Source organism: Psychrobacter fozii (genome assembly GCF_003217155.1).
Classification (GTDB): Bacteria; Pseudomonadota; Gammaproteobacteria; order Pseudomonadales; family Moraxellaceae; genus Psychrobacter; species Psychrobacter fozii.
This window is the reverse complement of record NZ_QJSU01000012.1, coordinates 80,313-98,024: the sequence shown is the minus strand read 5'-3', so window position 1 is coordinate 98,024 and position 17,712 is coordinate 80,313. Positions and strand designations below refer to the sequence as shown.

The following is a 17,712-nucleotide window of genomic DNA, read 5'->3' as shown; positions in this document are numbered from 1 at the left end:
ATAGACTCAAGATTGGCTTCCATTTTGTCAGCAATTTTGAGGAGGATGTTGGCGCGTTCGGTCACACTGGTTTTGCCCCACGCATCTTTGGCAGCATGAGCCGCATCTAGGGCTTTTTCGATATCAGCTTCTTTTGAACGGGCAACTTGGCAGATGACTTTGCCATCTATGGGACTGGTGTTGTCAAAGTATTCACCATCAACAGGTGCGACCCATTCACCATTGATGAAGTTGTCGTATTTTTCGCGGAATTGGACTTGGCTTTTTTCTGTATTTGGATAGGGATATAACATTAACTGCTCCTTGTTGTTTTATGTATGAGGCAAGTCATATATAAGCAATTATTTATTACATCATCGTGTAAAATAACGGCTTATCTCATCGCCACCGAATCTTCCTGATCAAGTTCTCATTTCATACTACTCAACTTTTGAGCAGAGTTATACTCACTTTTAATAATAACTAATGAATGAACTCATAAAATTTAGTTATGGAAAATGTGTTAGTTAAAAGGGTTCGTAAAGTGGATGTAGCTGTTATAATTATTGCCAATATTTTAAGCTACGGCATTTATAAAATTGCTGATGGCTGCTCTCTTTTCTTTTTCTTCTAAGTTATTGGTTGGTTTGAATATATGCGTCAATCTTCTGCTCTTGATATCCTAAAAACAGGTCAAAATGTCTTTTTGACTGGCTCAGCAGGTTCAGGTAAGACCTATACACTCAATCAATACATCGATTATCTACGTGCACGCCGTGTACCTGTGGCGGTCACTGCCAGTACGGGTATTGCGGCCACGCATATGAACGGTACGACCATTCATAGTTGGTCGGGTATCGGTATCAAAGATGAGCTAAGCGACCGCGACTTGACCACGTTGTCACGCAAACAGTTTTTAGCAGATAGATTAAAGGACACGGCGGTACTCATCATTGATGAGATATCGATGCTGCATGCCAAGCAAATTAATTTGGTGAGTCAAGTACTCAAACATGTGCGCAAAAACGACAAAGCCTTTGGCGGTATTCAGGTGGTGGTTGCAGGGGACTTTTTTCAGCTACCGCCAATTGGTAGTAAGGGCGAGAGCAACCGTGAGAAGTTTGCTTTTATGTCTGAAGCATGGCTCGATGCCAAGTTTCATATTTGTTACTTATCTGAGCAGCATCGACAAGTGAGCGAGGCGGCCAACGGTGGTCTTGATTTGGACGATATTTTGAACCAAATTCGTCGTCAAGAAGTTACTTTTGATGCGATTGCTGCGCTAGAAGCTACCTTTGACCAAAACGTCGATATCAAGCGTACACGTCTGTATACGCATAATCTCAACGTCAATAAAATCAATGATAAAGAATTGGCGGCACTGTCTGGTGAGATGATGCGCTTTGAAGCCACGTCTACGGGTGATAGTAAGCTGGTTGAGACACTCAAGAAGACAGTACGCACTCAAGATGATTTAGTGCTTAAAGTTGGCTCAAAGGTGATGTTTATCAAAAACAACACCGAGCTTGGTGTTTCTAACGGTACGATGGGTGAACTGATAGGTTTTGCTGCTGTAAAAATCGACGATAGCAAAGACACCAGTGATGCTTTGATTGAAGATGATGATATCGACAGCACTGCCGCCAGTGATGAAGCATCTGCCAAAAATGCAAAGAATAAAACTAAAAAAGACAAAGAAAAACCAAAAGCCAAAAAGCCAACGACACAAAAAATGCCAGTGGTTAGGCTTAACTCAGGGCGTGAAGTTATCGCTGAGCCTGAAGAGTGGATCATCGAAGATGAGACGGGTGAAGTGCTAGCGAGCTATGAGCAAGTGCCGCTTTGTCTGGCATGGGCGATTACTATTCATAAGTCACAAGGCATGACATTAGATGCCGCTGAGATAGATTTGTCGCGTACCTTTGAGTTAGGACAAGGTTATGTGGCATTATCAAGGCTCAAGTCGCTAGCAGGATTGCAGTTGCTGGGTATGAACGACATGAGTTTGCAGCTGGATCCATTAGCTCGCGGTGCAGACAAGCGATTTCTGGTGCTATCTGAGGAAGCTGATGCTAACTATGCGATGCTCGATGAAGAGAGTATGACGCAGGCACATGAGAAGTTCGTTCTAAAATCAGGCGGCACACTGAGTAAGTCAGTGATTGATGGCTATGCCAATCTGCAAAAGAAGCGCCGTGAGCAACAGCAGGCGCAGGTAGATAAAAAGCAAAAAATGGGCAATCAGGTGTCTGATAAGTCGGACAGTACATTGCTAGCGACCAGAATACTATTAGAAGAGAGTTTATCTATTGCAGAAATCTCTCAAGCCCGTCAGCTGTCACAGTCAACCATCATGCGCCATATCGGCGAATTAAAATCTCAAGACCCAAGTTTGGCTTGCGACCATCTGCGTCCAGAAGACGAGGTGATGACTGCCGTTGGTAATGCTTATGTGGTGATTAAAGTTGCCAATAATCCAAATGATTTTAATGATGATGGTAGTATTAAGCTGCGTCCGATATTTGACCATCTGAAGCAAAGCATTGACTACAACACCATTCGATTGGCACTTATTTTTATAACGCCTTAACGCTTGTTTTGCATGCGACTATGGCAATCAGCAGTACGCACTTGTGTGCCTACTTGTGAATGGGCAACATGCCCTAATATTGAACCTATTGTTAAAACCATTAAAGCGCATGGTTTTTGTTCCATTGTAGTGCTGAAATTGCAGTGCTCAACTTTATACCTCTCCTTATAGCGATAACTTGTTATGCCTGATTTTTCTAGCGCCACGTACCAATTAACGTCTGACCCTATTGTAGCAGCGCTTTATGCCACTGGTGAGCACACACAGCCATTGAGAGTGGCTATTAATGGTTTTGGGCGTATAGGACGCAATGTATTGCGCGCACTGCTAGAACGCTTTGAAGTGTTAGGTCGTGCGATTCATGTGGTGGCGATTAATGATTTAGCGCCAGCGGATATCTTGCTGCATTTATTAAAGTTTGATAGTACACATGGGCGTTTGAGCCGACTGGGCGTTAGTGCCGAGATTGTAGAGAGTGGAGCCGACGATACCAGCAAGACTCAGCTCTGTCTAACGAAGAGTAATCTAACCTACTGTATCAATATGCTGTCGGAGGCAGATCCAAAAAATCTGCCTTGGGAGGCGTTGGGCGTCGATGTGGTACTAGAGTGCACGGGTCATTTCCGCTCTTATGAGCAATCTCAGCTACATAGAGCGGCTGGAGCGCAGCAAGTGATTATTGGTGCAGCACCTTTTGATGATGTGGATGCTTGCATCGTTATGGGCGTCAACACGGACGAGTTAACGCGTGAGCTGCCGATTATATCGAGTGTCTCTTGTACCACGCAAGCACTGGTGCCATTGATTGCAACCCTTGATACTGCCTTTGGTGTTAGGTCAGCGATGATGACTGAGATTCACGCGGTCACGGCTGACCAAACGGTACTCGATCAGGCGCATCGAGATCCGAGACGCGCGCGGGCTTCTGGCTATAATATTATTCCGACCACTTCTAGCAGTATCGCTGCGACAGAGCGGGTGCTACCAGCGATGATAGGAAAAATAAATGGGCATTCTATTCGAGTGCCAACTATCGATGTTGCCGCCATTGACGTGACTTTTGTGTTTGATGCGCCTAACGTGAGTGTCGATGATATTCGTGACGTGCTGAAATCGGCTAGCCAAGGTGGTTTGATTGATATTATGGCTTATACCGAGGAACCATTGGTTTCCAGTGATTTCATCCATCAGACAGAGTCGCTTATCATCGATGGGCAGCAGTTGATGCAGGTGGGTGAGCAATATAAGGTTTTTGCTTGGTATGATAATGAGTGGGGTTATGCCAATAGGTTGCTCGATATGTGCCTACATCTGGCATCTAATAAAAAACCTATAGTCAATCCTTGATAAAAGAGCTACAGCGTTAATCTCGCTTGAAGTATCACCTATACACCTGTACTCAGTTGCCTTGACGCTCTTTTAAACGGAATCAAGGACAGCAGCAAAATAATTTAAATTCGTTCAATTAATTGCTTGCAATCTCATTTTATATCGCTATAATGATGCACCTATGGAGACGTGGCAGAGTGGTTGAATGCACCGGTCTTGAAAACCGACAAGGGTTCGTAGCCCTTCGAGAGTTCGAATCTCTCCGTCTCCTCCAAATTCGAAAGCCGCAATCATTAATAATGATTGCGGCTTTTTTTGTTGCATTTTTATTTTATATCGTTATAATGATGCACAAATGGAGACGTGGCAGAGTGGTTGAATGCACCGGTCTTGAAAACCGACAAGGGTTTGTAGCCCTTCGAGAGTTCGAATCTCTCCGTCTCCTCCAAATTCGAGATAATAGCAGCAATTGCTAAAAATCTTACTAAGCCTGCCTTGTGCAGGCTTTTTTAATGCCTGTAATTTGAGGTTAGTGTTATGGGTCAGTTATTTGTGCTATACCGCTATGAATGCTTTGTTGTGGACTATAAATAAATAGCCGCCTTAGATAATATGGTTGTCATTCTTGCTCCATACGGACAGTCAGATTTGCCCATAGTCCGCACCGTCTATAATTGCAGTCATACTGATAGAGCGAGAATTATTCTCCATATAAGTTATGGTGGCTTTATTAGCATATGGTGCTTGATGAGTCACCAGTGATTTATCTACGCTGTTATCGACGCCAAAGTACTCAAACTTAACGCCTCAGAACGAGGCATTATGTACAGTGTCTTGGCATGTCATAGTGGAATCAGAGCAAAATAATCATTAAGTAAGTATGAGTGACTTTGATTTCAAATATGACTTGGTAAAGTTCCAATAAGAGAAATAGAATTAGATAAAGAGAGATGGATAGTTTAGAATTGAAAAAACGACAACAGTTGTCGTGTATTTCTACAAATTCATGTTGTTTTTATCTAAATGAGGGATAATAAGTGGCTGTAAGTACAAAGAAAACTCGAACTGCATATTATAAACAAGCGATCATCAAAGGCTCTAAACCATTGAGTGAGCTTTTAAATAAGGCGTTCCTTGAAGAAAATTGTAAGTTTGAAATGACAGAAAACAGACACTTTTGTCCCAATCCGACTTCTGGTGACTACTATGTTCTCAACGAGATTAGTAGTCACAACGGTATGTTTTACGGAGAGCTTGTATATATTGAGAAAAATAAATCTCAAACCATTTTACAGGTAAAAAAAGGAGTTCAAAGGTACAAACAAGCGACAGTGACTGTGGATGATGTATCTTTGAGTGAAGATGCGATCGATAGCTATCAAAAAGAGTTTGTGGATAACACTTTATATTTTGGTGTTTTTGAAAATCATTTGGTTGTTATCCAAACCACATCTTTAAAAATAAATCGCTTAGGCGAGTATTTAAATCACTTACTTGGGGCTGAAGGTGCCGATTTACTTAATGACTCAATAATACTTTTCAAAGACAAACCAAGCGTTGAAGCCAGACAGCAGCTTGCTAAAAAACCCGCTAAGCAAGTAAAGATTAGTCAGCAGCTCTTAACCAAACCAGATATAGATACTGAAATACAAGGGTTCAAAACTGCTAATTTCACACTTGACTCTTCAAAATCTAATTTCGGCCTTGCATTTTTGAAGAGCTTGAATTTGGGTAAACAGCTTACATCTAAGATAGCTGACACTCTTGAAGATGATAATTTATACATAGATGTCGTGTTACGTCGAAAAGGCAATAAAGGTAAAATTTCTGATGCAGGTCAAGAGTTGATTGATACTGTAGCGACATCTTTTGTAAATTTAGATGATGAGGATTTTGAAATTGCCTATGAAGGTGGAAAACTTACAGGTAAGGATTTTAGACTCCATTCAAAAATTAGAGTCGAAACTTTCAAAACAGGTATAAATCACATACAGTTAAAAAAGGATTTTTTTGCTTTTTTAGAAGATAATATAAGTGATAGTTAAAGTGTTCCTAAGGTGCTTCTAATGAGTTTTTTATATGACAAAAATGGGGTTTATTCTTTTACGATGGCTGTTATAACCATCGTTCTAGTTACCTGTGCCCTAATTTTTGCATTTTATAATAATTCATTAGTACTCATTATAGATTTTAAATGGTATCAACCATCAGCTTTTGTTGTGATTGCACTTTTAGCTCAAGTATTTATTAAGCTGAATGATACCAGAGACCAAACCAAGATATTAGAATCAGAATTTAATAGGCTACAAGGAGCTATAGTTGGTCGTTCTAGTGCTCTACTAAAAGTGATTTTATTCTACTTCTTATCACTCATCATTCTAAGTATCATCATCAGTACGCTGGATGCAACTACTATAGCTGATGATGGCGTAACTGAGGTTTTTCTTGTTCAAGAGAAATATATTAGAATAATAAAACTGTTTGCTATTGCTTACGTAGCTGCTTGGTCAATAAGCGTTATTAATGCTTACTATATCTACCGCGATATTGCAGATTATAAAGCGAAATTAGCATTACAAGAGCTAAAAGAGGAAGGTCGAAAAAGTGCGGTCAAACGGCTTAGGGGAAATCAGTAATAATGAGTAAAGGGTTTTTGATAACACTAAGTGTAATAGTCTTAGCCATAGCTGGTTTTTGGGGTTTGGGAAATCTATATAAACCTACTATGACAGCGTCATAGATGACGCATTACAAAAGCTAGAAGACACCTCAGAGCCTACCACTGCGCAAATGAATCAATTTATCGTTGATGAATATCAAAAGTCACATTTTGAGTTAGAAAAATTAGCGAAGCGATTTGATGGGTATTATAGGAAAACTATTGAGTCTTCTGAGCTAAAATTTATTGAAGATGATATTTATATGCTGTCACAAGTAAATTTGCTTAATTTGACTTTGAGTCCAAAAGGAAATCCCATATACCTAATCACTCGTCAAGAAGTTGCCTTTATTGAAGCTATAGATAATAAAAATGATTTGATTTAACGGGGCCAATAAGTCCAGTTGAGTAGTCAGTGCATCAAACTTGCTATAATTACTCGCCGCCTTACGGACTGTCCATTTCAGCGTATACTTAGTTTCTAGATGCTAGCCATTTAGGATGAAACTCGTCAACTAAGTTTCTGACGTCACCAAAGGTTTTAGCTTCTTCAGCTTTTTCAACATCTTGGTCGCTTAAGATGTTTTGTTTGTTGTATATTTTAACAGCTGTAATAAATACAGCCAGTTGACCTGATGGTATCTCATCCTTCATATATCCGTTATATAAAGACTGATCAGCGATATTGCGTCTATCAACTACTCCTGTGTATGCATCACCAATAAATGCTTCGTCTTTAGTACCTCTATCACTCATCTCGTTACTCCTATATTAAAATTCTAAAATTGCAAAGAATGTCAAAGGTAGCACTTACTTTACTTTAATGCTAGGTCTGATAATAAATTAAGCTGCGTTGTCAATACGCCAGAATTGCTATAGCCTATGTATCGCTTTATCAACTATACATTTGAGTGCATCAATCGCCACCTTAAATCCTCGTAAGGTGATAGAGTGTTCAGTGGACACCGCAGAGTAGGCATAATCTAGGTTAATACTAAATTTTACTTGTTGGTCTTTTATGCGTTTAGATTCAGCATGAGCAGATACCGTCGCCGCATTTTTACTCTTATAAATACCTTTTAGTTTTTCGTCTTAGCCTTTGTGCCATTGGTATCGACTGCCTTACGTGTCGCATCTTTTTTATCTTGATCGCTCGTCGCAACATTATCATAATTGCCTTGCCTGACCTCAATGCTGTAGCGAAATTGGTTACCCATTTGCCGTATAATCACGATTATGCTCACTTCTAATGACATCCTTTATTTCATTAGCGACTCATCAAACTCCACGGTTTGTCCATCCTCTAACGTCAAAACACCTTCGCTAATCATAATGGTCATGTCCTTGGTGTTTTTTATGGCACGCATGACGTTGATGTCTTCTATGCTACTCTCAATGATGATTTTGCCAGACTGCTCTGGTTGAATGGGCGGATCAAACTGTGTCGAGGGCACGTTGAACCTTTTGCCTTTCGTCAGCTTGGCATCTTGCATGATTAGCGTCCCTTTAAAGCTTTGAATAGCGACCTGACCGTGGTTTGATAGCATGAACTGTAGTTTTACTTGGTTTAAGCTGTCGTCGTCGCTAGTCTTGACTGGCAACAGGGCGATAGGGTAATTCTGTGCGTTAGCGGTTGCTGCTTGCTGACCCTTGACGATAGGGCTCTTCTTACCGGTAGGGTTGTTTGGATGTAAGCGCTCGTATTCACGTTGCTGTATGAGGGCTTGTTTGATAGTGGTACGTGGCATCGCGCCTGACTCATAAGCGCCGCTGAGCTTCATACGCAACATATAGCGGCTAAGGACTTGTTGATCAGCCTTGGGTAGCTGCTCAAAGGTAGTACCGAGCTTTTTTTGCCATTGGTCAGAGTTGGTCGGTATTGTTTTTTTGTTTGGATCAGTTTGTGGCTGTGAGCACGCAGAAACGACTGGCAGCACTGCCAAAGCAACTGCTAGTAACAACGCTTTGTCTAAACGCTGATATAAACCCATCATCGTACACCTCCTTGTAAACCCCTATGAAAAATAAAGAGCGATAATATAGTCACGTTTATATAAATCTGCTACATCGTTATCGTCGCTTGGTTTTTTGATATCGACATTATATTGAACCGACTATAGTGGTCTTTTCATTAATATACCTCGTTTGAAGATTGCTTGTGTTTAATTATCGCTAAAGGGAGTATGGAAATAAAACAGATATGTTTTTATGTTTGTGACAGCAGAAAGGGTAGGAGGGGTGTTGGTCAGAGTGGATGATAGTAAGGACTAGCAAAGGATATGTTTATGCTGCCCATAAAAAAAGACTGAGTGCGATTAGGCGGACTCAGTCTTTTTTTATTAAAAGCCGTAAAAGCTGACGATTAATAGTGGTTTTGAACGGTTATTGTTATTCAATACACATTGGCATGTTGCTTTTAATGCAGCTGGCTAGTTATTAGTTTGGTCATTAGCTTGATCGTTTTCTTGTAGCTCAGATAATGAATGCGTAATATTATTATTATGCGTCACAACAATAGCTTCATCAATAATATGCTGGCTAACACCGCGCTTACGTAGTGTTTCGATAAAAACTTCATCATGGGCTAACGTATAATCCTGATGATCGCGATCAAGACCCTGACGAATATATAGGCGGATAAGACCTTGAATACGTTTAAAACCTAAATCCGACGAAGTCGCTTCTAGTAGCGAAATCATTTCTTCAGACAGGCGAATGCTGACTGGACGCATGATTTTTTGTGGATGATCAGAAAATCTATTTTTTACACGTACAGGTATCATAATAAACCATTACTTTTAGTGAGTAGGAGTAAAGCGCTCAGACAAAAATTAACCCAATCAATACTTCACTTACCATACAACAAAAATGCACAAAAGAACACAGTAGCCATGCGAATATTGTGACCATCACATATATAAATGGCGACCATAAAAAAAACCTTCATCAAGTAATGATGAAGGTTTTCAGTATATGGCTCTCCAACCTGGGCTCGAACCAGGGACACACGGATTAACAGTCCGTTGCTCTACCAACTGAGCTATTGGAGAATAAGTTGTCATAACAGTAAGTTTAGTAAGCATTATATAAGAATAATTGCTTATCTTGTTTGCGTTATGTGGGGCGTATTTTAGCCAAGTCATCATAGGCTGTCAACCTTATTACGCCATTAATTATCAATATTGTTGTAATTAATTCAAAATAGCTCGTTATCGCCTGTTAAATGGGCAGTTCTGGTAGATAGGTGAGTCTCAAGTTGTTATTTATTGGCTCGATCATCGATAATTTTATTAAGTGCCTTGACCAAAGAGAAAAGTGGTTCTGATAAGTAGTCGAAGTAACCTTGCATCCGTCTTTGCGCTTAGGTTTCAGGCCTATATTTGATTAGACAACTCGCCTATCTTTTTGAATATTAACGCAATACATACATCACTTGAAACAAAAAACTTATGAGTTAGCCCTTCACATTGCTAGAATATGTCTATAGAATACCGACCGTACGGTATCTTTAATACATGCTCAAACAATTTATTATGACTAATTGATACTGAATCGAGAAATATGCTTGATTCGAAAAAGGTATGTTAAATATGAGTCCTACCACTATTGCTTATGGTTATTTAGCCATTGCCATCATTTGTGAAGTGATCGGCACTACCTTCTTAATGAAGTCAGAGCAGTTCACGCGTTTGGTACCGACGCTCATTATGGGTTTGCTTTATGTCATCTCATTTTACTTGTTGACGCAGACCCTGAAGACTATACCGCTTGGTATTGCCTATGCGCTATGGGGCGGACTCGGAATCGTATTGACATCGCTCGTTGGCTTGGTGTTTTTTAAGCAAAGCCTTGATACAGCGGCAGTGGTTGGTATTGCTATGATTGTAGGCGGTGTGATGGTGATGAATTTACTCTCTAATTCTGTGGTGCACTGATATGGAAATTGAAAACGCTCATAAACGTAAAAAACAACCAGAAGTTATTCGTCGCGCGCTGCTCGATCAGGCCGCACGAATAACGCTAGAGCAAGGGTTGTCGAAAGTCACTTTCCAAGCCGTGGCAGATGCGGTTGGGGTGACCAAAGGCGGCATCATGCACCATTTCGCCACTAAAAACGCGCTCATTCTTGAAGTGTTTCATGATGCGATGGCGAAGTTTGAGGCAGAGGTAGATAGCGCAATGGCGAAAGATCCAGTGCGTTATGGCTCTTTTACCCGTGCTTATATAGATGCCACCATCAGTCTAGGCGAAAAAGGGCAGGAAGAGTTTGACAGTCAAGCGACGCTATATGTATTGATGCTAGGCGATAGTGAGCTGCGTGAATTGTGGGCCAAGTGGTCAAATGAGCAATTACAAAAGCATGAAGCAACCGATAATAATGAGACACTATGTATAGTGCGTTTAGTCGCTGATGGGATTTGGCTTTCTGACTTTTCAGGTATCAATATCTCGGATAAGAAATCGCTACGTGAGCGTCTAATAAAAATGACGCAACGTGGCTTTGATTCATAAGCATGATGTAGCACGTTAATTAAAGTGCCGCACCCAAAAATTTATTAAAGAACATAACGATTCTTAGTCACATAACGACTTTTAACTACATAACGACTTTTCATCATATAACGATGCAACTTTTATTTTTAAAACTGAAACCATGACGAAATTATTCGGTAGGCGTAATTTTATAGCGCTTGTACCAGTCGTCGTAAGGAGCACTCCATGACAGCTACTCATACAAACTCAAATAACTTAACAGACATTATCGACTTAGAACAAATACAAACTGCTTATATCAATGGTCGTTACTTGGCGGTAGATGAAACGCTGACGACTTTTGAAGATATCAATCCAGCGACTGGTGAAGTGCTGGCGACGATTCAGCAAACGAGTAACGAGCAAATTGATGAAGCCGTTAAAGCCGCGCAAAAAGGTCAAAAAGTTTGGGCAGCATTGACAGCGGTTGAGCGTGGTCGAATCTTATCAAAGGCCGTTGAGATATTGCGCGACCGCAACGATGTGTTGGCATTGCTCGAAACGAAAGACACAGGTAAAGCGTATTCTGAAACCAAGTATGTCGATATCGTTACGGGTGCTGACGTGGTTGAGTACTATGCAGGTCTTGCACCGATGATAGAGGGTCGTCAGATTCCATTGCGTGATACCAGCTTTGTCTATACTCGCCGTGAGCCACTTGGCGTGGTCGCTGGTATTGGTGCATGGAATTATCCGATTCAAATCGCGATGTGGAAGGCAGCACCAGCACTAGCCGCTGGTAATGCGATGATCTTTAAGCCGTCAGAAGTGACACCGTTGACCGCGTTAAAACTGGCAGAAATTTTGACAGAAGCAGGTTTACCAGATGGCGTATTCAACGTCGTGCAAGGCAATTATAAAGTGGGTGAGGCCTTAACCCAGCATCCTGATATCGCCAAAGTCTCGTTTACCGGTGGCGTACCGACGGGTAAAAAAGTCATGTCGAGTGCGGCAAGCTCATCTCTAAAAGACGTAACTTTAGAGCTTGGTGGCAAGTCGCCATTAATCATATTTGATGATGCAGATATCGATACGGCGGCGGATATCGCGATGATGGCGAACTTCTATAGCAGTGGTCAGGTATGTACCAATGGTACGCGTGTGTTTATTCCTAAAGCGATGCAAACTAAGTTTGAGCAAGCGATTTTGACGCGTGTTGAGCGTATTAAGTTGGGTGATCCAATGGATGAAAATATCAACATGGGCCCACTAGTCAGCTTCCCACATATGGAAAGAGTGCTTGGCTATATCGAGCAAGGTAAAGCTAGCGGTGCACGCTTGCTAACAGGTGGTGACCGTGTGACAACAGGCGAATTGGCAAATGGCGCATTCGTTGCCCCGACTGTATTCACTGACTGCACCGATGAGATGACTATCGTACGTGAAGAAATCTTTGGCCCAGTGATGTCGATATTGACTTATGAGACTGAAGAAGAAGTTATTCGCCGTGCCAATGATACCGAATATGGATTGGCAGCTGGCGTCGTGACTGCTGACTTGACCCGAGCACATCGAGTAATCGCTCAAATTGAAGCAGGTATCTGCTGGTTAAATACATGGGGCGAGTCAGCCGCTCAAATGCCAGTCGGCGGTTACAAGCATTCAGGTGTTGGCCGCGAAAATGGCATTGAGGCCCTTGAGCATTATACGCAGACCAAATCTATCCAAGTAGAGTTGGGTAAGTTTGAATCAGTCTTTTAATTACTTTTATTGAGAAAGTTTTTGATCAGTTTTTTAATCAGTAAAGTAGTTCAGTAGAGCTAATTTGTTTTTTGTTCGACTTTACTGATAGTAAATGATTTATTTTTCAATATTATGGAGCGTTTTATGACATCAACCACACCTGAGTATGACTACATCATCGTTGGCGCAGGATCAGCAGGCAACGTGCTGGCCACGCGTTTGACCGAAGATGCCAACATTAAGGTGCTGCTACTAGAAGCGGGTCGTCCAGACCATCGCTTAGATTTTCGTACGCAGATGCCAGCAGCGCTCGCCATGCCGTTGCAAGGAACAACCTATAACTGGGGCTACAAAACCGATCCTGAGCCGTATATGAATAACCGCGTTATGGACTGCGGTCGCGGTAAAGGACTTGGCGGCTCGTCACTGATTAACGGTATGTGTTATATCCGTGGTAACGCATTGGATTTTGATGATTGGTCTAAGATTAAAGGCCTAGAAGATTGGACGTATCTGGATTGCCTACCTTATTTTAAAAAGTTAGAAAACCGCGATGCTGGCGAGAATGACTATCATGGTGTAGGTGGTCCTGTTGAGATGACGACCTCAAAACCAGGGGTCAATCCATTGTTTCAGGCGATGATTGAAGCGGGCGTGCAAGCTGGCTATCCAAGTACCGACGATTTAAATGGCTATCAGCAAGAAGGCTTTGGGCCAATGGATCGTTTCGTGACGCCTAATGGTCGCCGCGCTTCAACGGCTCGTGGTTATCTGGACCGTGCCAAACCGCGCAGTAATATTACGATTTTGACGGGTGCATTGACTGATGTAATCTTGTTTGATGGTAAGCGTGCTATTGGTGTCAAAGTCGAGCATCAAGGTCAAACCAAAAACTTTCATGCCTCTCGTGAAGTGATAGTCTCTTCTGGTGCGATTGCTTCGCCACAATTATTGCAGCGTTCTGGTATTGGCCCTGGTCAATGGCTAAAGGATTTGGGTGTCAATGAAATTATAGATTTGCCGGGTGTTGGTAATAATCTGCAAGATCATTTAGAGCTGTATATGCAGTACGAATGTAAGCTACCAGTGTCGATTGCACCTGCCAATAAATGGTGGAACAAGCCAGCCATCGGTGCTGAGTGGTTATTCAACGGTACGGGTCTTGGCGCGTCAAATCAGTTCGAAGGTGGTGGCTTTATTCGTACCGATGAAAAATTCACGCACCCTAATATTCAGTATCACTTCTTGCCACTAGCGGTACGTTATGATGGTCGTAGTGCAGTGAAGTCTCATAGCTTCCAAGCGCACGTGGGCTCATTACGCTCGCCAAGTCGAGGTCGTGTCAAACTGACATCGAAAGATCCAAGCGCTCATCCAAGTATCTTGTTTAACTACATGTCTCATGATCAAGACTGGCAAGAGTTCCGTGCTGCTATGCGTATCACTCGTGAGATTATGCATCAGCCAGCGCTTGACCCTTATCGTGGTCGCTCGATTGCACCAACCGATGATCTAGTGACCGACGCGCAGTTAGACGAGTATGTCCGTAATCACAGTGAGACGGCCTATCATCCATCTTGTACTTGTGCGATGGGCGAAGACAATGATTCGGTCGTCAATGGCGAAGGACTGGTACATGGTATTGATGGCTTACGCGTCGTTGATGCCTCTATCATGCCCAACATCATCAGTGGTAATCTCAACGCGACTACCATTATGTTGGCAGAAAAAATCGTCGATAAGATGCGCGGTGTGCAGTTACCACGTTCGACAGTAGATTACTTTACTGCTAATGGTGCGCCATTGAGAGCTGAGCCGATGCGGGCTTATGGTTCTGTTTAAATTAAGCATGAATAAATAGACGACTGTCTACATAGCGATATAAAATAGCTACATGACATAGCGTTTATGAATAATATTGATAAGAAGGCCTTTTTATAAAGGTCTTTTTTATCCCCTCTACTGTTTTAGAAAATGAATACGATTAAGATTGGTTTTTTAATAACTTACCTTGTTGCTTAAGTGCTAATTATTGAAGTAGCAATTACTGAAATGATCATTACTTAAGTAGCAAATCTTTATTTATTGGTACTGCTTTGTCCGTCATAATCTTATGACTATCAGTCATAAGATTATGACGGACAAAGCAATATCAGACCCTGTTTAATTTACCTATTGAGGTCTTTTATGTACAGCTCGCCATCAAAGGATGCGGCAAAACCCCTGACTCTAAATAAGACGGTTTTTTTAGGCTCAGCTATTATTTCTATTTTATTGATAATTTGGACGATTGCGTTTCCAACTTATAGTGAGACATTGTTAAGTTCGAGTATGTCATGGATATCAGAGAGCTTTGGCTGGTATTACATGCTGGTGGTTGCCGCTTACAGTATATTTTCCTTGTTTGTTGGTTTCTCCAAGTACGGTGATATCAAGCTTGGGCAAGACCACGAAAAAGCACAGTTTCCTTTCCTAGCATGGGCGGCGATGCTGTTCTCCGCTGGTATCGGTATTGATTTATTGTTCTTTGGTGCCTCTGAGCCTTTGATGCATTATTTGACACCGCATACTGGTTTAGAACCTGCCAGTGCCGAGGCCATGCGCGAAGCACTTGCGCAGACCTTTTTACATTGGGGGCTACATGGCTGGGGTATCTATGCCTTGATCGGTATGGCATTGGCATACTTTGCTTATCGTAAAAACATGCCATTGGCGCTACGTTCGCCGTTGACGCCTATCTTTGGTGAACGACTCATCAAAGGCTGGCTTGGTGATGGTATTGATACCTTTGGTGTTGTTTGTACCTTGATGGGTATCGCCACCAGTTTGGGTATTGGGGTATTGCAGGCCAATGCTGGCTTGACTCATGTCTTCGGTATCGAATCGAGCAAAACTGTTCAGACAATTATTATTGTCTGTGTTGTTGCGGCGGCAGCTGTCTCTGCGATGACGGGTGTTGAGAAAGGCGTACGCCGTCTCTCTGAATTCAACATGCTATCGTCTATATTGCTATTGATTGCGATATTAGTAATGGGTAATACGGTCTATTTGCTCAATACCTTTACTCAAAATATCGGACAGTATTTCCAAACCATTATTTTCAAAACCTTTGATGTTTATGCTTATGATGGTCAAGCTGGTGCCGACTGGAAATCAGGTTGGACGATATTTTTCTGGGCATGGTGGGTCGCTTGGGCACCGTTTGTAGGATTATTTATCGCACGTATTAGTCGTGGTCGTACCTTGCGTGAGTTTGTCTTTGGCGTGATGTTTATCCCGCTTGGCTTCATCTTTGCTTGGTTCTCTATCTTTGGTAATTCAGCGATAGACTTGGTTGCCAATGGTGCCACTGAACTGGGCGAAATCGCTGTTAATGATGCAGCGATGGGCATGTTTGCTCTGTTTGAACACTTTCCCTACAGCGATATTTTATCATTCGCTGGTGTGATTATTGGACTTATCTTTTTTGTGACCTCAGCAGATTCAGGCGCGTTAGTACTCGCGAACTTGAGCTCAAGAGGCATGACCAATGACACAGATGCCCCTGTTTGGTTACGCTTGTTTTGGGCAGCGGCAACAGGCTTTATCACCTTAGGACTATTATTTGCCGGTGGTTTTGCTTCATTGCAGTCAGTCTCTGTGATTGCAGGTTTGCCATTCTCGCTCATTCTAGTGCTCTATATGGTATCGATGTGGAGATCATTAAAAGAAGAAGGCAATAAACGTAAGGCCAGTACGATTGGTACAGCTAACGTGCTAGATAGTGGTAAGAGCTGGAAAGCACGCTTGCAACGTATTGTCAGTTTCCCTAAACATGCACAAGTGGAACAGTTCTTACAAAATGTGGTCAGACCTGCCATGACGGAAGTTGAAAAAGAGTTTGCGGCAGGCGGTCTAAAAACATCTTTGGATATCCGTAACCCTGCACATATCGGACAAGATATAGACGAAGGCATGGATGAGAGTAGCGGTCAAATAGATGGTCTAAAATTGCGAGTTGGACATGGCGATGAAGATGACTTTATTTATGAAGTTAACTTGATTAAAGCTGAGCGTCCTAACTTTACATTGAGTACCTCAACTAAGAATGCAGAGTACTATTATCGTGCCGAAGTGTTCTTAAGCGAAGGCTCGCAAGAGTATGACTTGGTTGGCTACTCTAAAGAGCAAGTATTGGTCGATATCTTAAATCAGTATGAGCGTCATTTACAGTATCTACATTTAGAGCGTTAATTGATTTATCAACACGTCCTGAATATTTAAGTAAACATATTGTAAGAAATAACCCCATAAGTTGAATTCAGCTTATGGGGTTTGTTTATGCCTCACAACCTAAATGATGACACGCTCTAATAAAGCGCACCAATATAAGGTAAAATTCATTTAGACCGCGTCGATACGTGGTAATGCATCAGTAAAGGATAGGTTCGTGACCAAATTAAAGTACATCGCTCATTATTCTGAGCAAGTTCAAACCCAAGCGGCATTACTCATTAGCGATGGTAATTTGGGTGCTTATTTAGAAAAAAAGTATCCGACTCAGCACCAAATAAAAAGTGATAAGGCTCTTTATCAGTATATCAATGATATTAAAAACCAGTATATGCGCAAAGTGGGACAGCTATCGAATGTCAGCTATAGCAGCAAGTTAAAAGTTCTCAAATATGCGCTAGGTATTCATACCACCCAGTCTCGCATACAAGGCAGCAAGCTCAAATCGCACAACAGCATTACGGTGGCCAGCTTGTTTCAAGAAGCGCCGCCTGAATTTTTGCGCATGATTGTCGTGCATGAGTTGGCGCATTTTAAAGAGCATGACCATAACAAAGCGTTTTATCAATTATGCTGCCATATGGAGCCCGAATATCACCAGTTTGAGCTAGATACTCGGCTTTGGCTGCACTGGCGAGAGTTGTAACCCTAATAGTCATTCCACTAT

General features: G+C 41.8%; 16 protein-coding genes, 3 tRNA genes and 1 pseudogene. 13 read left to right on the top strand and 7 right to left on the bottom strand.

Going from position 1 to position 17,712, the window contains the following annotated elements; genetic code table 11:
• Positions 1-293: aldehyde dehydrogenase family protein (locus DFP82_RS13825; protein ID WP_146221344.1), on the bottom strand; the 293-nt coding region annotated here is incomplete at its 3' end.
• 341 nt (positions 294-634) lie between these two features.
• Here DFP82_RS13825 and DFP82_RS13820 point away from each other — a divergent pair.
• From DFP82_RS13820 to DFP82_RS13805, 4 genes are all read left to right on the top strand, one after another.
• Positions 635-2,569 carry an AAA family ATPase gene (locus DFP82_RS13820; RefSeq protein ID WP_110924304.1) on the top strand — a complete coding sequence of 645 codons (1,935 nt, stop codon included), beginning with the start codon at positions 635-637 and terminating at the stop codon, positions 2,567-2,569.
• A gap of 183 nt (positions 2,570-2,752) precedes the next feature.
• Positions 2,753-3,916, top strand: coding sequence for a type I glyceraldehyde-3-phosphate dehydrogenase (locus DFP82_RS13815; RefSeq protein ID WP_110924303.1), 1,164 nt, complete (start codon positions 2,753-2,755; stop codon positions 3,914-3,916).
• A gap of 165 nt (positions 3,917-4,081) precedes the next feature.
• Positions 4,082-4,172 (top strand) — tRNA-Ser (locus DFP82_RS13810).
• An 83-nt stretch (positions 4,173-4,255) separates the two neighbouring features.
• Positions 4,256-4,346 (top strand) — tRNA-Ser (locus DFP82_RS13805).
• A 194-nt stretch (positions 4,347-4,540) separates the two neighbouring features.
• On the opposite strand, the pseudogene DFP82_RS14965 reads toward DFP82_RS13805, so the two are convergent.
• Positions 4,541-4,693, bottom strand: a pseudogene (locus DFP82_RS14965) (multidrug DMT transporter); the annotation flags it as partial.
• A gap of 242 nt (positions 4,694-4,935) precedes the next feature.
• On the opposite strand from DFP82_RS14965, the gene DFP82_RS13795 reads away from it, so the two are divergent.
• The 3 genes from DFP82_RS13795 (at position 4,936) to DFP82_RS13785 (ending at position 6,943) form a co-directional block, all read left to right on the top strand.
• On the top strand, positions 4,936-5,943 hold the full coding sequence (locus tag DFP82_RS13795) for a hypothetical protein (protein ID WP_110924301.1): 1,008 nt from the start codon (positions 4,936-4,938) through the stop codon (positions 5,941-5,943).
• Positions 5,944-5,964: 21 nt separating this feature from the next.
• Positions 5,965-6,534, top strand: coding sequence for a hypothetical protein (locus DFP82_RS13790; RefSeq protein ID WP_110924300.1), 570 nt, complete (start codon positions 5,965-5,967; stop codon positions 6,532-6,534).
• A 154-nt stretch (positions 6,535-6,688) separates the two neighbouring features.
• Positions 6,689-6,943 carry a hypothetical protein gene (locus DFP82_RS13785; RefSeq protein WP_110924299.1) on the top strand — a complete coding sequence of 85 codons (255 nt, stop codon included), beginning with the start codon at positions 6,689-6,691 and terminating at the stop codon, positions 6,941-6,943.
• 88 nt (positions 6,944-7,031) lie between these two features.
• Here the strand turns inward: DFP82_RS13785 and DFP82_RS13780 are convergent, their stop codons facing one another.
• The 5 genes from DFP82_RS13780 to DFP82_RS13765 form a co-directional block, all read right to left on the bottom strand.
• Positions 7,032-7,313 carry a hypothetical protein gene (locus DFP82_RS13780; RefSeq protein WP_110924298.1) on the bottom strand — a complete coding sequence of 94 codons (282 nt, stop codon included), beginning with the start codon at positions 7,311-7,313 and terminating at the stop codon, positions 7,032-7,034.
• 323 nt (positions 7,314-7,636) lie between these two features.
• A complete protein-coding gene (locus tag DFP82_RS14740; protein WP_181416331.1) occupies positions 7,637-7,789 on the bottom strand; it encodes a hypothetical protein in 153 nt (50 codons plus the stop codon).
• A gap of 27 nt (positions 7,790-7,816) precedes the next feature.
• Complete coding sequence (locus DFP82_RS13775) at positions 7,817-8,551, bottom strand: hypothetical protein (RefSeq protein ID WP_245905734.1); 735 nt, start codon at positions 8,549-8,551, stop codon at positions 7,817-7,819.
• A 435-nt stretch (positions 8,552-8,986) separates the two neighbouring features.
• Positions 8,987-9,340 carry a CopG family transcriptional regulator gene (locus DFP82_RS13770; RefSeq protein WP_110924297.1) on the bottom strand — a complete coding sequence of 118 codons (354 nt, stop codon included), beginning with the start codon at positions 9,338-9,340 and terminating at the stop codon, positions 8,987-8,989.
• A 191-nt stretch (positions 9,341-9,531) separates the two neighbouring features.
• Positions 9,532-9,607: transfer RNA gene (locus DFP82_RS13765), tRNA-Asn, on the bottom strand.
• A 540-nt stretch (positions 9,608-10,147) separates the two neighbouring features.
• Here DFP82_RS13765 and DFP82_RS13760 point away from each other — a divergent pair.
• From DFP82_RS13760 to DFP82_RS13735, 6 genes are all read left to right on the top strand, one after another.
• The gene (locus DFP82_RS13760) at positions 10,148-10,492 is read left to right on the top strand and encodes a DMT family transporter (RefSeq protein WP_110924296.1); all 345 of its coding nucleotides are present in this window, start codon (positions 10,148-10,150) and stop codon (positions 10,490-10,492) included.
• A gap of 1 nt (position 10,493) precedes the next feature.
• A complete protein-coding gene (locus DFP82_RS13755; protein ID WP_110924295.1) occupies positions 10,494-11,069 on the top strand; it encodes a TetR/AcrR family transcriptional regulator in 576 nt (191 codons plus the stop codon).
• A 207-nt stretch (positions 11,070-11,276) separates the two neighbouring features.
• Positions 11,277-12,791 carry a betaine-aldehyde dehydrogenase gene (betB, locus tag DFP82_RS13750; protein ID WP_110924294.1) on the top strand — a complete coding sequence of 505 codons (1,515 nt, stop codon included), beginning with the start codon at positions 11,277-11,279 and terminating at the stop codon, positions 12,789-12,791.
• 126 nt (positions 12,792-12,917) lie between these two features.
• Positions 12,918-14,615, top strand: coding sequence for a choline dehydrogenase (gene betA, locus DFP82_RS13745; RefSeq protein ID WP_110924293.1), 1,698 nt, complete (start codon positions 12,918-12,920; stop codon positions 14,613-14,615).
• Positions 14,616-14,960: 345 nt separating this feature from the next.
• A complete protein-coding gene (betT, locus tag DFP82_RS13740; protein WP_110924292.1) occupies positions 14,961-17,006 on the top strand; it encodes a choline BCCT transporter BetT in 2,046 nt (681 codons plus the stop codon).
• A 196-nt stretch (positions 17,007-17,202) separates the two neighbouring features.
• Positions 17,203-17,691, top strand: a complete 489-nt coding sequence (locus DFP82_RS13735) for a M48 family metallopeptidase (RefSeq protein WP_110924291.1) — start codon at positions 17,203-17,205, stop codon at positions 17,689-17,691.
• Positions 17,692-17,712 lie beyond the last annotated feature (21 nt).

Coding starts and splice junctions, on each gene's coding strand:
- DFP82_RS13790 (WP_110924300.1), top strand. CDS start 5,965: ATGAGTTTTTTATATGACAAAAATGGGGTTTATTCTTTTACGATGGCT.
- DFP82_RS13755 (WP_110924295.1), top strand. CDS start 10,494: ATGGAAATTGAAAACGCTCATAAACGTAAAAAACAACCAGAAGTTATT.
- DFP82_RS13760 (WP_110924296.1), top strand. CDS start 10,148: ATGAGTCCTACCACTATTGCTTATGGTTATTTAGCCATTGCCATCATT.
- DFP82_RS13770 (WP_110924297.1), bottom strand. CDS start 9,340: ATGATACCTGTACGTGTAAAAAATAGATTTTCTGATCATCCACAAAAA.
- betB (WP_110924294.1), top strand. CDS start 11,277: ATGACAGCTACTCATACAAACTCAAATAACTTAACAGACATTATCGAC.
- DFP82_RS13820 (WP_110924304.1), top strand. CDS start 635: ATGCGTCAATCTTCTGCTCTTGATATCCTAAAAACAGGTCAAAATGTC.
- DFP82_RS13780 (WP_110924298.1), bottom strand. CDS start 7,313: ATGAGTGATAGAGGTACTAAAGACGAAGCATTTATTGGTGATGCATAC.
- betT (WP_110924292.1), top strand. CDS start 14,961: ATGTACAGCTCGCCATCAAAGGATGCGGCAAAACCCCTGACTCTAAAT.
- DFP82_RS13815 (WP_110924303.1), top strand. CDS start 2,753: ATGCCTGATTTTTCTAGCGCCACGTACCAATTAACGTCTGACCCTATT.
- betA (WP_110924293.1), top strand. CDS start 12,918: ATGACATCAACCACACCTGAGTATGACTACATCATCGTTGGCGCAGGA.
- DFP82_RS13775 (WP_245905734.1), bottom strand. CDS start 8,551: ATGATGGGTTTATATCAGCGTTTAGACAAAGCGTTGTTACTAGCAGTT.
- DFP82_RS13785 (WP_110924299.1), top strand. CDS start 6,689: ATGAATCAATTTATCGTTGATGAATATCAAAAGTCACATTTTGAGTTA.